Origin of the sequence: Nonomuraea sp. H19 (assembly GCF_052068215.1) — a bacterium.
In the GTDB taxonomy this organism is placed as follows: domain Bacteria; phylum Actinomycetota; class Actinomycetes; order Streptosporangiales; family Streptosporangiaceae; genus Nonomuraea.
This window is the reverse complement of record NZ_JBQHCV010000015.1, coordinates 107156-121305: the sequence shown is the minus strand read 5'-3', so window position 1 is coordinate 121305 and position 14150 is coordinate 107156. Positions and strand designations below refer to the sequence as shown.

Annotated in this window: 12 protein-coding genes; 4 read left to right on the top strand and 8 right to left on the bottom strand. The window is 69.8% G+C overall.

Going from position 1 to position 14150, the window contains the following annotated elements; genetic code table 11:
* Positions 1–17 precede the first annotated feature (17 nt).
* Entirely contained in the window at positions 18–2429 is a 2412-nt protein-coding gene (locus ACTMTI_RS31065) for a PQQ-dependent sugar dehydrogenase (protein ID WP_441124174.1), read from the bottom strand.
* A 281-nt stretch (positions 2430–2710) separates the two neighbouring features.
* Between ACTMTI_RS31065 and ACTMTI_RS31060 the strand changes: the two genes are divergently transcribed.
* Positions 2711–4291, top strand: a complete 1581-nt coding sequence (locus ACTMTI_RS31060; protein WP_441124173.1) for a glycoside hydrolase family 88 protein — start codon at positions 2711–2713, stop codon at positions 4289–4291.
* A gap of 18 nt (positions 4292–4309) precedes the next feature.
* On the opposite strand, the gene ACTMTI_RS31055 is transcribed toward ACTMTI_RS31060, so the two are convergent.
* Together ACTMTI_RS31055 and ACTMTI_RS31050 are read right to left on the bottom strand one after the other, a co-directional pair.
* Complete coding sequence (locus ACTMTI_RS31055) at positions 4310–5047, bottom strand: aldo/keto reductase (protein ID WP_441124172.1); 738 nt, start codon at positions 5045–5047, stop codon at positions 4310–4312.
* A 166-nt stretch (positions 5048–5213) separates the two neighbouring features.
* Positions 5214–6539 carry an MFS transporter gene (locus ACTMTI_RS31050; RefSeq protein ID WP_441124171.1) on the bottom strand — a complete coding sequence of 442 codons (1326 nt, stop codon included), beginning with the start codon at positions 6537–6539 and terminating at the stop codon, positions 5214–5216.
* Positions 6540–6756: 217 nt separating this feature from the next.
* Between ACTMTI_RS31050 and ACTMTI_RS31045 the strand changes: the two genes are divergently transcribed.
* Positions 6757–7485: a FadR/GntR family transcriptional regulator gene (locus tag ACTMTI_RS31045; protein WP_441124170.1), complete on the top strand. Its 729-nt coding sequence runs from the start codon at positions 6757–6759 to the stop codon at positions 7483–7485.
* On the opposite strand, the gene ACTMTI_RS31040 is transcribed toward ACTMTI_RS31045, so the two are convergent.
* A complete protein-coding gene (locus ACTMTI_RS31040) occupies positions 7458–8765 on the bottom strand; it encodes an L-fuconate dehydratase (RefSeq protein WP_441124169.1) in 1308 nt (435 codons plus the stop codon). The genes ACTMTI_RS31045 and ACTMTI_RS31040 overlap by 28 nt on opposite strands.
* 199 nt (positions 8766–8964) lie before the next feature.
* Here ACTMTI_RS31040 and ACTMTI_RS31035 point away from each other — a divergent pair, with 199 nt between their 5' ends.
* Together ACTMTI_RS31035 and ACTMTI_RS31030 are read left to right on the top strand one after the other, a co-directional pair.
* Positions 8965–9990, top strand: a complete 1026-nt coding sequence (locus ACTMTI_RS31035) for a zinc-dependent alcohol dehydrogenase (protein ID WP_441124168.1) — start codon at positions 8965–8967, stop codon at positions 9988–9990.
* Positions 9987–10748 (top strand): SDR family NAD(P)-dependent oxidoreductase, encoded by a 762-nt coding sequence (locus ACTMTI_RS31030; protein WP_441124167.1) that lies wholly within the window; start codon positions 9987–9989, stop codon positions 10746–10748. The genes ACTMTI_RS31035 and ACTMTI_RS31030 overlap by 4 nt, the downstream gene beginning before the upstream one ends.
* Before the next feature lie 64 nt (positions 10749–10812).
* On the opposite strand, the gene ACTMTI_RS31025 is transcribed toward ACTMTI_RS31030, so the two are convergent.
* From ACTMTI_RS31025 to ACTMTI_RS31010, 4 genes are read right to left on the bottom strand one after another with little or no spacing between them, the layout of a single operon-like run.
* Positions 10813–11184 (bottom strand): universal stress protein, encoded by a 372-nt coding sequence (locus ACTMTI_RS31025; protein ID WP_441124166.1) that lies wholly within the window; start codon positions 11182–11184, stop codon positions 10813–10815.
* Complete coding sequence (locus ACTMTI_RS31020) at positions 11181–12683, bottom strand: tripartite tricarboxylate transporter permease (protein WP_441124165.1); 1503 nt, start codon at positions 12681–12683, stop codon at positions 11181–11183. The genes ACTMTI_RS31025 and ACTMTI_RS31020 overlap by 4 nt, the downstream gene beginning before the upstream one ends.
* Positions 12680–13162: a tripartite tricarboxylate transporter TctB family protein gene (locus ACTMTI_RS31015; protein ID WP_441124164.1), complete on the bottom strand. Its 483-nt coding sequence runs from the start codon at positions 13160–13162 to the stop codon at positions 12680–12682. Before ACTMTI_RS31015 ends, ACTMTI_RS31020 begins: the two co-directional genes overlap by 4 nt.
* Positions 13159–14142 (bottom strand): Bug family tripartite tricarboxylate transporter substrate binding protein, encoded by a 984-nt coding sequence (locus tag ACTMTI_RS31010; RefSeq protein ID WP_441124163.1) that lies wholly within the window; start codon positions 14140–14142, stop codon positions 13159–13161. The genes ACTMTI_RS31015 and ACTMTI_RS31010 overlap by 4 nt, the downstream gene beginning before the upstream one ends.
* Positions 14143–14150: the final 8 nt, after the last annotated feature.

The following is a 14150-nucleotide window of genomic DNA, read 5'->3' as shown; positions in this document are numbered from 1 at the left end:
CGGCGTTCAGGGGGTGGTCACTGGATGGCGGAGCGCCGGATGGTGTCGGCGGAGCCGTTGCCGTTGTTGTCGGAGTTGGTGGAGCCGAACCAGATGGCGCTGGCGCCGGGCACCTTCTCGACCGCGCGGAGCCTGCCGTACGTGCCGTTGAAGTAGGAGTTGACCGTCGAGACGCTCTCGCCGTTCAGCACGATGCGCCACAGCCGCTGGCCGCGCAGCGCCGCCATGAAGATCGTGTTGCCGACGATGGCGATGCCGCTCGGCGAGGCCTCCGCGACGCCCCAGGTGTGCTTCGGGTTCGTCATGCCGGAGGTGTTGCACGTGCCCTCGCAGGTGGGCCAGCCGTAGTTGCGGCCCGGCAGGATGAGGTTGAGCTCGTCGCGCGAGGAGTTGCCGAGCTCCGACGACCAGAGCCGGCCGGCCGAGTCCCAGGCCAGGCCCTGCGGGTTGCGGTGGCCGTAGCTGTAGACGCGGGTGCCGAACGGATTGCCGGGCGCGGCGGCGCCGGTCTTGGTGATGCGCAGGATCTTGCCGTTGAGCGAGTCCAGGTCGGGCGCGTTGCCGGACTGCTGCGCGTCGCCGGTGGCGACGTACAGGTGGCCGTCGGGGCCGAACCTGATGCGGCCGCCGTTGTGGTAGCGGTTCTTGTCGATGCCCTGCAGCACCGAGGCGTAGCCGCTGAGCGTGGTCCCGTTGAAGTTCATCTTCGCGACCCGGTTGCCCTCGGAGGCGGTGTGCATGAAGAACACCTCCTGGTCGGTCGTGCCGTTCCAGGTCGGCGAGAAGTCCAGGCCCATCAGGCCGCCCTCGCCGCCGGTGGTCTGCGTGTTGGGCACGGTTCCGACCTGCGTCTTCGTACCGGACGGGGTCACCTTGAACACCCTGAACGTGTCCCGCTCGGTCACCAGCGCGTACGTGCCGTCGGGCGCCCAGGAGATGTCCCACGGCACGTCCCAGCCGCCCGCGATGCTCGCCGGCGTCTGCGGCACGCTGCCGCAGCCGGCCGTGGTGAACGACGCGGACGGCGCGCTCGGGGTGGAGAGCTGGTTGGCCGTGTCCCGCGCGACGACGTGCACCTGGTACGTCCGCGCGCACTCGAGCGGCACACTGGCCGTGGTGGCGGGCGGGGTGCCGGTGACCGTGGCGAGCACGGCGTTGGTGGCGTGGTCACGGACCAGGTAGGCGCGCACGCCGTTGTCGTCGGTGGAGGCCGCCCACGTCACGGTCGCCGAGGTGGCCTGCACGCCGCTGACGGCAGGCTGCCCAGGCTGCGACGGCGGGTCGTCGGCGGGCGCGGGCAGCGTGCGGCAGTTCGCCTCGGGGCTGCTCAGCGAGACGTTGCCGGAGGCGTCGCGGGCGAACACCGACAACTGGTAGCCGAAGTCGGGGTTGAGCTCGGTCAGCCGGTACGGCGGGGCGGTCGCGGTCGCGATCTGCTGCCCCTGGTGGTAGATGTCGTACGCCACGACGCCGATGTTGTCCGTGGACGGCGGCCAGTCCAGGGTCAGGGCGTTGTGCGTGATGGCGGAGCACGCCGGCTGCCCCGGCGAGGTGGGCTTCTCGGTGTCGCCCGGACCGCTGACCCGCAGCCGGTCGAGGTTCGGCCCGCCGTTCGCGGTGGTGGCCGTGGCCCTGACGGTGTTGCCGCCCGCGTTGAGCGGCGCGTTGACGCTGATCTCCTGCCAGGTGGCCCAGGCGCCGGTGCCGGGGAAGGACCGGCCGGTGACGACGGCGGTGCCGTTGACGGTGATGGTCATCGGCCGGTCGGTGGTGGTGCCGTTGGCGAAGCGGAAGGTCAGGCTCTGGGTGCCGGCGGTGGCCGCGCTGACGGCGAACTCGATGTACGAGCCGGTGACGTTGTCGTAGTTGACGAACCCGGAGCCGGTGAAGCCGGCGTGGTTCGACTCGACGACACCCTGGGCGATCGTCGCGGTCTCGGCTTGGTAGTCGGTGAAGTTCGACGACTGGACCTCGGCGTCGAGGTAGTCCCAGTTCGGGTTGCCACCCGCGCCGGCGGCGGTGGCCCTGATCGTGTTCGCGCCCGCGCTGACCTGGGCGGTCAGCGTGACCGTGGCCCACGTGCTCCAGGCACCCGTGGCGGGGAAGGACCGGGCGGCGGCCACGGTCGTGCCGTTGACCGCGATGTCGCTGGGCCGGTCGGCGCCTGTGCCGTTGGCGTAGCGGAAGGCGAGCGTGGCCGTGCCCGCGCTGGGCGCGTTGATCGTCCATTCGGTGTACGAGCCGGCGACGTTGTCGCCGTTGACGAAGCCGGTGCCGGAATAGCCGGCGTGGTTGGAGTCGACGACGCCCTGGGAGACCGTCGCGTTCTCGGCTTCGTGACGGGTGGGCGCGGCGTTCGCCGGGACGGCCGTCGTTCCCAGGGCGAGTAAGCAGGCGATGACGCAGGCCCGGGACTTGCTGAAGTTCATCGGGCGCTCCTGGCTGAGAGTGATGCCTCGAGTAAGGAATGTGGAGCTTCCCAAACGTTTTCCACAAACCGCTACGGGCGTCAACCGTTGGAACGATCCAATCTTTAGGAAACTTTCCTAACATGCCTCCCTCGATACATCCGATGTAATTCAGCGGTGGACAGGCGCCGGGCCGGGATGTATGCCTGTAACACGCAAGAAGATCGGAGCCATGCACCGCCGATCGCGTCCATCTGAACCGGCCGGCACGGCATCACAGCTCGTCAGACCCGGAGTGATACATGGGACGTCTTCGCGCCATCACCGCTGCGGCAGTCGGCGGGCTGTTGTTCCTGCAACCGGTTTCCGCCATGGCCGCGGACGACGCCGCCGCGGCGGCGACCCTCTACGAGGCCGAGAACGGGACGCTCTCGCAGGGCGTCGTGGAGTCGAATCACGCGGGCTTCACCGGCTCCGGGTTCGTCAACTTCGACAACGTCGCCGGCTCCTCCGTGGCGTGGACGATCGACGCGCCGGAGCCCGCCGGCCCGGTCACCCTCGCCTTCCGCTACGCCAACGGCACGAGCACCGATCGGCCGATGGCCATCACCGTCAATGGCACCACCGGCGGCACGACCACGACGCTGTCCTTCCCCGGCACCGGCTCCTGGACCACGTGGCGGACCGTGACCGTGCGGGTCACGCCGGCCGCGGGCCCGGCCACCGTCAAGGCCACGGCCACCACCGCGGGTGGCGGCCCGAACCTCGACTCGCTGACCGTGGACGCCTCGGCGGGCACCGACTGGTCCAGGGCCGTGGTGGACTCGACGATGGCCCGCTACTCCCCCGGCACGCTCGGCGGCTGGAGTTACCCGCGCGGCCTCTACCTCTGGGGCCAGTACCTCGTCTACCAGCGCACGGGAGAGGCGCGCTACCTGCAGTACATCAAGGACTGGGCCGACCGGTTCGTGGACGCCTCCGGCGGCATCTCCCAGAGCTTCGACAATCTCGACAGCATGCAGGCGGGCAACGTGCTGCTCGCCCTCTACAGGGAGACCGGGCAGTCGCGCTACCGCACCGCGGCGGTCAAGATCAGGACCCGGCTGAACTCGTACCCGCGCACGTCGGACGGCGGCTGGTGGCACTCCACCTCCAGCTCGCGCGAGGGCCAGCTCTGGGGCGACGGCGTCTACATGGCCGACCCCTTCCTGGCCCGGTACGGCGCCTGGGTGTCGGCCGACTCCTTCACCTCGGCCGAGCCGGCCCGGCAGCTCGAGATCTACTGGAGCCATCTGCGCCGCACCTCGGGACCGGCGGCGGGACTGCTGTACCACGCCTACGACGAGCCCGGCGGGCCGACCGCCTCCTGGGTCAAGCCGTCGCTGGGCAACACGAACGGGATCTCCTGGTGCCGGGCGATGGGCTGGTTCGGCATGGCCGTGGTCGACATCCTGGAGTTGCTCCCGGCCGACCACCCGCGCAGGCCGGCGCTGATCGGCATCCTGCGCGACCTCGTGCCCGCGTACGCGCGCTGGCAGGACCCGGCCACCGGCCGCTGGTGGCAGGTGGTCACCGAACCGGGCAACCCGTCGAACTGGACGGAGACGTCGTGCTCGGCGATGTACACGTACACGATCTCGCGAGCCGTCCAGCGCGGCTACGTGGACGCCTCCTACCGGGCGAACGCCGACCGCGGCTACCAGGGCGTGCTCGCCCAGGTGTCGCTCGGCCCGGACGGCAGGACGAACATCGCGGGCATCAGCGAGGGCACCAACGCCAGCGACTCGCTCGCCTTCTACTTCGGCCGCGCCAGACCGGTGAACGACTTCCACGGCCTGGGCGCCTTCCTCATCATGAACGAGCAGCTCGGCCCCTCCTCATGAGCCGTGCTTCCCGCCGCGTCAGCCGAGGCGGGCGAGCTCCTCCTCGCTGAGCTTCAGGGCGGCGGCGCCGATGGAGTCGAGGATGGTCTCCGGGCGGCTGGCACCGGGGATGGGGATGACCACGGGACTGCGGGCCAGCTCCCAGGCGAGGCAGACCTGCTGCGGCGAGACGCCACGCGCTTCGGCGATCTCGGTGAAGGCGGCGTTGCGCTGCCCGAGCTCACCGGTACGGCTGATGCCGCCGAGCGGGGACCAGGGAAGGAAGGCCAGGCCGAGCTCGGCGCAGACGTCGATCTCGGGCTCGCTGGAGCGGAAGCGCGGAGAGTATTCGTTCTGGACGCTCACCAGGCGCTCGCCCAGGATGTCGTGGGCGAGCCTGATCTGCTCCGGGCCGGCGTTCGAGATGCCCGCCATCTGGATCTTGCCGGCGTCGTGCAGGTCCTTCAGAGCGCCCATCGTCTCCTCGTACGGCACCCGCGGATCGGGACGGTGGTGCTGGTAGAGGCCGATACTGTCGACGCCGAGCGCTTTCAGCGAACGGTCGCAGGCCTGCTTGAGATAGGCCGGGTCGCCGTTGACGGCCCAGCCGCCGTCGGGCGTGCGGGTGTGCCCGCCCTTGGTCGCGACGAGCACGGTGCCGGCGTCGCCGGACCACAGCGACAGGGCGCGGGCGACCAGGCGTTCGTTGTGGCCGACGTCATCGGATGAAGGTGTGTAGGCGTCCGCCGTGTCGATCAGGGTGACGCCGGCGTCCAAGGCCGCGAGAAGGGGTACGGATCGACTGGGCCTCGTCCGGCATGTGCCCGGCCACGGACATGGGCATGGCGCCGAGCCCGATGACCCCGACGTGGCGGCTTCCGATGGCGCGAGTTCTCATGGCGTTGTGCATGTGACCATCCTGTCTGCTGGAGCGTGCTCCAGGTCAAAGCCGGGTGGAACTCTCCGCCGGACGGAGCTGGAGCGGCTCGATCCTGCCCATGATCACCAGGTAGTTGAACGCCCCCACCAGGGCAACCACCCCGATCACCAGCAGCGGCACGACGAACGACCCCGTGGCGTCGACCAGCGCGCCCACCACGATCGGCGTGATGATCCCGGCGAAGTTGGACGCGAAGTTCTGGACCCCGCCGAGGGACCCGACGTGCCGCGAGCTGGGCGCGACGTCGGCGGGCAGCGACCAGATGCCGGTTCCCGCGACGGTGAGGCTGCCGTACGAGATCGACAGGAGCGTCAGAGCCATCCACGCCTCCGGCACCAACGCGGCGAACATGATCACCGACCCGCCGGCGAGCCCGCCGACGATGACCGTCTTGCGTACCCGGGTGACCGAGGCGCCCCTGCGGATCGCCCGGTCGGCCAGGTAGCCGCCGGCCCAGCCGGACAGCACCGCGAACAGGCCCGGGATGGCCCCGAAGAAGCCCAGCTTCAGCAGCGAGAAGCCGCGCTCGGTGACCAGATAGGACGGGAAGAAGGTGATGAAGAAGTAGATGACGCTGTTCAGGCAGAAGAAGCCGAACATCATGCTGAGCACGGTGCGGTAGCGGAACAACGACCGCCACGGGATCCGCGCGGCCCCCTCGGCGTCGGTCTCCGAGGTACGGGCGCCGCCGCTCTCGATGTACTCGACCTCGGCCGCGCTCGCGCCGGGGTGCTCACGCGGGTCCCGGTAGACCTTCCACCAGACGAGCGCCCAGACGACTCCGACCGCGCCGATCACGACGAAGACGGCGCGCCAGTGCAGCAGCGCGATGAGGCCGGTCACGACGGGGAGCGCGATGACGGCGCCGACCCGGGAGCCGGAGTCCCAGATGCTGGTGGCGAAGGCGCGCTCCCTGGTCGGGAACCAGGTCGCGACGACCTTGGCCGCGGTGCTGGGAGCCGGGCTCTCCCCCACGCCGAGCAGGAAGCGGAACGTGATGAGGGACCAGAAGCCGCGGGCGAGCGCGGTCAGCGCGGTGAAGATCGACCACCAGATCGCCGCGAGGAAGAACGAGCGCCGCGGCCCGACCTTGTCGACGTACCATCCGGCGGCGAGCTGGCAGACGTCGTAGGCCCAGAAGAACGCCGCGAAGACCAGGCCCTGCTGCGTCGCGGTCAGGTCGAAGTCCTTGCCCATGAACGGCAGCGCGACGCTGAGACTCGCACGGTCGAGGTAGTTGATCGAAAGACCGGCGAACGCCAGCCAGATGATCATCCATCGGACCCGGGTGATGGGCGGCCTGACGAGTTGGGGATGCGCTTGCGTCATGCGACGCCTCCTTCGTGCGGGGGAGCAGCCGCCGGGAAGCCCTGACGATGGAGGGTGACGAACTCCGACAGCTTTCCGGAATCATCTGATGAATCGTCGTGTTACGTCAAGGTTTCCGGCACGTTTTCCGAAACGTCCGCCCAAGTGACCCTAATTGATCTGATGATTGCGTTCGCGGTACGGCACCACGCTCCCCCGCTGGCTCTAAACTGGTCAGATGACTACCCGCGAGCCGCGTGCATCGCAGTCCGACCTCGTGGTCGAGGGCATCAAGCGCATGATCATCAGTGGCGCGCTGACGGCGGGATCCCGCCTCCCCGTGGAGAAGGACCTGGCCGCCCAGCTCGGCGTGTCACGCAGCTCGCTCCGCGAAGGGGTGCGCGCGCTGGTCATGACCGGAGTGCTGGAGACCCGGCAGGGCGACGGCACCTACGTGACCGCGCTCGACCCGGCGATACTGCTGAGTCCGATCGGCTTCCTGGTCGACCTTCACCGGCCGGAAAACGTCGCCGACCTGCAGGCCGTGCGCCGGGTGCTGGAGGCGGAGGCCGTGGGGCGCGCCGCGCTGCGCATCACCGACGAGGAGCTCGACCGGGCCGAGCAGATCCTGGCGTCCATGGAGCTGCTGCTCCAGGCCGAGCAGATCGACCACGAGGCGATCATGAACGCCGACATCCTGTTCCACCGCCTCATCGCCGCCGCGTCCCGCAACACGACGCTGGAGGCGCTGATCGAGGCGCTCGCCAGCCGTACCGTCCGGGCCCGCCTGTGGCGGGCCATCAACGCCGAGGGGGCCGAGCTCGACACGCACAAGGAGCATCGGGCGATCCTGCAGGCGCTCAAGACCCGCGATCCCGACGCGGCCCGGCTGCGGATGGGCGTGCACCTGCTCGCGGTGGAGCAGTATCTGTCGGCGAATCAGGACTCCGTGGCGCTGGTCCAGTAGTCGCCGCCGGGGAAGGAATAGGTCGCCAGCGTGGCGTCGTACATCTGGGCGCTGTAACCGGGAAGGGCCGGCAGCACGTAGGCGCCGTTCTTGACGACGCACGGGTCGACGAAGTGCTCGTGCAGGTGGTCGACGTATTCGGTCACCCTGCCCTCGAGCGAGCCCGACACCGCGACGTAGTCGAAGATCGACAGGTGCTGCACCAGCTCGCAGAGCCCGACGCCGCCCGCGTGCGGGCACACCGGCACGCCGAACTTCTTGGCCATCAGGTACACCGCGAGGATCTCGTTGACGCTGGCGAGCCTGGCGGAGTCGAGCTGGCAGTAGTCGATGGCCTCGGCCTGGAACATCTGCTTGAACAGCACCCGGTTCATCCCGTGCTCGCCGGTGGCCACCCCGATGGGCGCGACGGCCGCGCGGATCGCGGCGTGGCCGAGGATGTCGTCGGGACTGGTCGGCTCCTCGATCCACAGCGGCTCGAACTCCGCCAGCGCGCGTACCCACTCGATCGCCTGCGGCACGTCCCAGACCTGGTTGGCGTCGATCATCAGGTTGGCGTCGTCGCCGAGGACCTCGCGGGCGATGCGCAACCGGCGGATGTCGTCGTCGAGGTTGGCGCCGACCTTCAGCTTCACATGCTTGTATCCGGCCTCGACGGCCTCCTGGCAGAGCCGCCGCAGCTTCTCGTCGGAGTATCCGAGCCAGCCGGCGCTGGTCGTGTAGCACGGGTAGCCGCTCTCGGCCAGCTCGGCGACGCGGTCGGCGCGGGTCGGCGCCAGCTCCTGCAGCAGTGCGACCGCCTCGTCGCGGGTGAGCACGTCCGACAGGTACGACAGGTCCGCGACGTCGGCCAGTTCCTCCGGGGTCATGTCGACCAGCAGCCGCCACAGCGGCTTGCCCGCGACGCGGGCCGCCAGATCCCACACGGCGTTCATGACCGCGGCCATGGCCAGGTGTTCCACGCCCTTCTCCGGCCCCAGCCAGCGCAGTTGCGAGTCGGACTTGAGGTGGCGGTAGACGCCGCCCAGGTCCTTGACCACCTCCTCCACGGCCATGCCGACCAGAGGCAGGCCACGCTGCTCGGCGGCGAGCACGCAGATGTCGTTGCCCCTGCCGATCGTGAACGTGAAGCCGAAGCCGGACAGCTCCGGATCGTCGGTCCTGATCACGACGTAGGCGGCCGAGTAGTCGCCGTCCTTGTTCATCGCGTCTGAGCCGTCCTGGCTCAACGACGTCGGGAAGCGCACGTCGAAGGCGTCTACGCCGATGATCGCGGTCATTCACCTCTCCAGCGGATCTCGCACGGAACGTCACATGTCGTGACATCAGATCAACCGTCGCCACAATACATCTGATGACTGCACACGCAAAGCCCGCTATTTCCGGCATTTGCCCCCACTGTAGCCGGTTTTCGTCTGATGTTTGCGGAGACTTGTGTGTATGCTGCTGCCCGAAACCAGACCGATGGGAGCCCGAACGGTGCTAACCGCCAACTACCTGGGGAATCGAGACATCGGCATCCGTGAGGCGGATCCGTCACCCCCGAAAGCCGGCCAGGTGCAGATCGAGGTCGCCTACACCGGCATCTGCGGCACGGACCTGCACATCCTCCACGGACACATGGACGCCAGGGTGAAACCGCCCGCCGTCATCGGCCACGAGATGAGCGGCGTCATCGCCGCCGTGGGCGACGGCGTGCGCGGCTGGGCCGCCGGCGACCACGTCACGGTCATGCCGCTGGACTGGGACGGCTCGTGTCCCGCGTGCCGTGCGGGCAACCAGCACATCTGCCAGAACCTCAATTTCGTCGGCATCGACTCCCCCGGCGCGCTTCAGGGCCTGTGGAACGTCGACGCCGATCTCCTGGTCCCCCTGCCCAAGACCCTCCGCCTGGACCACGCGGCACTGGTCGAACCCGTGGCCGTCGCCGTCCACGACGTACGGCGCGCCGAGGTCGTACCGGGCGATCACGTGGTGGTCGTCGGCGGCGGCCCCATCGGCGTGCTCATCGCCACGGTCGCCAGGCACGAGGGCGCGGAGGTGGCGGTCGTCGAGATCGACCCCCTGCGCAGACAGGCCGCCGCCGACCTGGGGTTCCGCGTGCTCGACCCCTCGGTCACCGACCAGGCCGGGTGGGTCGCCGAATGGACCCAGGGAGCCGGCGCGGACGTGGCGTTCGAGGTGTCCGGCGCGGCGGCGGCGATCCTCGGCGTGACGGACCTGGTGAAGGTGCGGGGCACCGTCGTCGTGGTGGCCATCCATCCGCAGCCGCGGCCGGTCGACCTGCAGCGCGTCTTCTGGCGCGAGCTGCGGCTGCTGGGCGCGCGCGTCTACCAGCGCACCGACTTCGAGCGCGCCGTCGAACTGCTCGGCATGGGGGTGATCCCGGCGGGCGAGCTGATCACCGAGGTCGTGCCGATCACCGGGACGGCGGAGGCGTTCGCGGCCCTGGAGTCGGGGCGGGCCATGAAGATCCTCGTGGACGTGTCTGGGGGTACGGCATGAGCCGGGAGCTTTTCGACCTGACCGGGACCACCGCCGTCGTGACGGGCGCGCGCCGCGGCATCGGCCTGGCCATCGCCGAGTCGCTGGCCCGGGCGGGCGCCGACATCATCGGCGTCAGCGCGGCCATGGAGCCGTCGGGCAGCGAGGCGGCGCGGCGCGTGGAAGCGGCGGGGCGGACCTTCACGCCGCTCCAGGCCGACTTCTCCGACCGGGCGGCCGTCACCGCGCTCGCCGCTCACCTCGAAGGGCTCGGCGTCGACATCCTGGTGAACAACGCGGGCACCATCGAGCGTGAGCCCGCGGCCCAGCATCGGATGGAGCTGTGGGACCGGGTCATCGAGACCAACCTCAACAGCCAGTTCGTGCTCAGCCAGGCCGTCGGCCGGTCGATGATCGAGCGGGGCCGCGGAAAGATCATCTTCGTCGCGTCGTTGCTGAGCTTCCAGGGCGGCATCAACGTGCCCGGCTACACCGCCTCCAAGTCGGCGCTCGCAGGGCTGACGAAGGCGCTGGCCAACGAGTGGATGCCGAAGGGCGTGAACGTCAACGGCATCGCCCCCGGCTACATCGCCACGGACAACACGCAGGCGCTCCGGGACGACCCCGAACGCAGCCGGTCCCTTCTGGAGCGCATCCCGGCCGGCCGCTGGGGAGCGGCGAGCGACCTCGGCGGCGCCGCGGTGTTCCTGGCGAGCCGCGCCTCCGACTACGTCTCCGGCGTCGTGCTGCCCGTGGACGGCGGCTGGCTCGCCCGCTGAGGGATCCCGCTTCAGGTCAGGGCTCCTTGACCGCCGGCTCGCCCGCTGAGGGGACCGCCTCAGTTCAGGGCTCCTTGACCGCCAGCACGGGGCAGGGCGACTCCAGGAGAATGCGCTGGGCCGTGCTGCCCATGAGGAGCTTGCCGACCGGGGAGCGGCGGGGCACGCCGATCACGACGAGGCTCGCCGACTCCTGCTGGGCCACGTCGAGGAGGGCGGCGGCCGGGTCGTTGTCCTGCAGCTGGCGTACCTCGTGGCCGTCGCCCACCCGGTGTTGGAGGTCGGCCGTGGACGCGGTGCCGGGGTCGACGTACGAGCCGGGGTGGGAGACGTTGACCACGATCAGCCGCGCCTTCCTGAGGTCGGCCTCGGCCAGAGCCTGGTCGAGGACGACCTGCCCGAGCGGCGTGGGGACGTAGCCGGCGATGATGGTCATGCTTTCACCTTCCGTCGGGACAGGCGCAGCGCCACGGGCGCGAGGACGATCAGCGCGATCACCGCGAGCAGCGTGGCGGTGATGGGCTGGGTGAGGAACCCGGTCAGGTCGCCGCCGAAGATGCGCATCGACCGGCGGAAGGACGACTCCAGCAGGCTGCCGAGCACGAAGGCGAGCACGAGCGGTCCCGGCTCGAAGCCGGCCTTCTTCATCAGGTAGCCGAGCACGCCGAGGCCGACCATGAGGAACATGTCGAAGACGCTCATCCTGACCGTGTAGACACCGATCATGGTGATGAGGATGGTCAGCGGGGCCAGGATCGCCGCGCGCACCCGCAGGATGCGGACGAACACTCCGATCAGCGGCATGCTCATGGCCAGCAGCAGGAGGTTGCCGACGTACATGGAGTTGATCACGCCCCAGAACAGGTCGGGCTTCTCCGCGACCAGCATCGGCCCGGGCGTGATGCCCTGGATGAGCAGTGCGCCGAACATGATCGCCATGGTGGCGTTGGCCGGGATGCCCAGCGTGAGCAGGGGGATGAACGATGAGGTGGCGGCGGCGTTGTTGGCCGTCTCCGGCCCGGCCACGCCCTCGATGGCACCCTTGCCGAACCGCTCGGGCTGCTTGGCGACCCGCTTCTCCACGGCGTAGGCGACCATGGACGACATGGTCGCGCCGCCGCCCGGCAGGATGCCGAGCAGGAAGCCGAGCACCGAGCCGCGGCTGATGGCGCCCTTGGACTGGCCGAGCTCCGCGCGCGAGGGGTAGACCGAGCCCACCTCGGCCGCCGGGGCGGCGGGCCGGCGCAGGGACTCCAGGTTGTAGAGGATCTCGCCGACGCCGAACAGGCCCATCGCCACGATGACGAAGTCGATCCCGTCCAGCAGCGCGTCGACGCCGAACGTCAGGCGCGAGGCGCCGTCGATCGGGTCCTGGCCGATGGTGGCCAGCAGCAGCCCGACGGTGGCCATGAGGACGCTCTTGACGGGCGATCCGGTGCCGAGCGTGGTGATCAGCAGGATGCCGAGCAGCGCCAGCGCGGTGTACTCCGACGGCCCGAAGTCGAGCGCGAAGCCGGCTACCAGCGGGGCGACGAACGTCAGGCCGATGATGGCGACGGTGCCGCCGATGAAGGAGCCGATGGCGGCGATGCCCAGCGCGGAGCCGGCCCGGCCCTGCCTGGCCAGCTCGTGCCCGTCGATGGCGGTGACCACGCTGGAGGCCTCGCCGGGCAGGCGCAGCAGCACCGAGGTGATGGTGCCGCCGTACTGCGCGCCGTAGAAGATGCCGGCGAGCATGATGATGGCCGCGGTCGGCTCGATGTTGTACGTGATCGGCAGCAGCACCGCGATGGTGGCCGCCGGCCCGAGCCCGGGCAGCACCCCCACCAGCATGCCGAGCGTGACGCCGAGCAGGCAGTAGAACAGGTTCTCCGGCTGGAAGACCACGCCGAACCCGGCGATCACCGGGGAGAGGAAGTCCATGTCCAGTCTCACAGTTGGATGATGTGGGGCAGCGACACTCCGAGCCCGGTGATGAACAGCAGGTACAGCGCCGCCGTCGCAACGATCGAGACCACGGCCGTCAGCCGCCAGCTCTCCCGGCCCAGCCCCTTGAGCCACAGCACGAGCAGCGCGACGGTCGGCACCTCGAAGCCGACGAGCTCGAACAGGAACGCGTACCCGAGCAGCGAGGCGGCCGCGATGGCCACCGTCACCATGTCCTTGGTGAACCGCTCCTCATCGCCGCGGGGCCGCGACTGGAGCACCAGCACCGCGGCCGTGATCACCATGGCGACGCTGATCACCAGCGGCCACATGCCGGGCCCGGGGGCCGGCAGCGTGCCGACCCCGAGCTGCCACGACATGATCCCGGCCACCACGCCGACGGCCAGCGGGACCAGGGCGGCCACCACGTTCAGCCGGCGCGCGTACGAGGCGGGGACCTCCGCCTCGGCTTCCGCGGGAGAGGTCACTGCTGCGCCTTGAGGTCGATGCCGAGGTCCTTGGCGAGGGTCTCGAACCGCTTGAGGCTCTCGTTCAGCTGGGTGCCGACCTGGTCGCCGCTCGCGTCCCAGCGGCCGATGTAGTTGGTCTTGAGGACCTCGTTGTACTCGGGCGCGGCGACGGCCTTGTCGATGGCCGCGGCCAGCTTGTCGCGCACCTCGGCGGGCAGCCCGGCGGGGCCGGCGACGAAGCGGCGCTGGTCCACCACGACGTCGTAGCCGGACTCCTTGGCGGTCGGCACGTCCGGCATCGCCTCGATGCGCTTGTCGGCGAAGACCGCCAGCGCCCGCAGCTTGCCCGCCTGGACCTGCTTGTACGCCTCGGCGATCTGCACGGAGCCGGCGTCGACCTTGCCGCCGAGCACCGCGGTCAGGGTGGGCGCGCCGCCGTCGAAGGGCACCGGGGCGGCCTTCGTCTTGGCCAGGCCGAACAGCAGCGTCTGCGAGAGCTGGCTGCCGGTGCCGGGGCCGGTGGTGCCGTACTTGACGTCGGAGGCGCCGAGCAGGTCCTTGAGCGTCTTGTGCTCGGAGTCGGCGGGCACGACCAGCACGTAGTCCTCCACCGCCAGGCCCTTGATGAAGGTCATGTCGGTGAGCTTGATCGCGTCGGGGTCGTTCAGCATGAGCGGCCCGATGGCGAACAGCGACTGCGGCATCACCGCGATGCGGTAGCCGTCCGGCTTGCTGCCGAACACGTCCTTGCCGGCGATCTTGCCGTTGGCGCCCGGCTTGTTCACCACCACGGCCTTGACGCCGAGCGGCTGCTCGATGCTCTTGGCCAGGGCGCGGGTGAGCAGGTCGGTGCTGCCGCCGGGGTCCGTCGGCACGGTGAACTCGACCGGCTTGTTCGGGTAGCCGGACGCGGCCGCGCTCTTGTCCGAGCTGCCGCCCTGCACCGAGCAGGCCGAAGCCGCCAGCGCGACAGCGGCCAGAAGTACGCCGATTCTCATGAATTTCT

Coding starts and splice junctions, on each gene's coding strand:
- ACTMTI_RS31065 (WP_441124174.1), bottom strand. CDS start 2,429: ATGAACTTCAGCAAGTCCCGGGCCTGCGTCATCGCCTGCTTACTCGCC.
- ACTMTI_RS31050 (WP_441124171.1), bottom strand. CDS start 6,539: ATGACGCAAGCGCATCCCCAACTCGTCAGGCCGCCCATCACCCGGGTC.
- ACTMTI_RS31045 (WP_441124170.1), top strand. CDS start 6,757: ATGACTACCCGCGAGCCGCGTGCATCGCAGTCCGACCTCGTGGTCGAG.
- ACTMTI_RS31030 (WP_441124167.1), top strand. CDS start 9,987: ATGAGCCGGGAGCTTTTCGACCTGACCGGGACCACCGCCGTCGTGACG.
- ACTMTI_RS31040 (WP_441124169.1), bottom strand. CDS start 8,765: ATGACCGCGATCATCGGCGTAGACGCCTTCGACGTGCGCTTCCCGACG.
- ACTMTI_RS31060 (WP_441124173.1), top strand. CDS start 2,711: ATGGGACGTCTTCGCGCCATCACCGCTGCGGCAGTCGGCGGGCTGTTG.
- ACTMTI_RS31025 (WP_441124166.1), bottom strand. CDS start 11,184: ATGACCATCATCGCCGGCTACGTCCCCACGCCGCTCGGGCAGGTCGTC.
- ACTMTI_RS31010 (WP_441124163.1), bottom strand. CDS start 14,142: ATGAGAATCGGCGTACTTCTGGCCGCTGTCGCGCTGGCGGCTTCGGCC.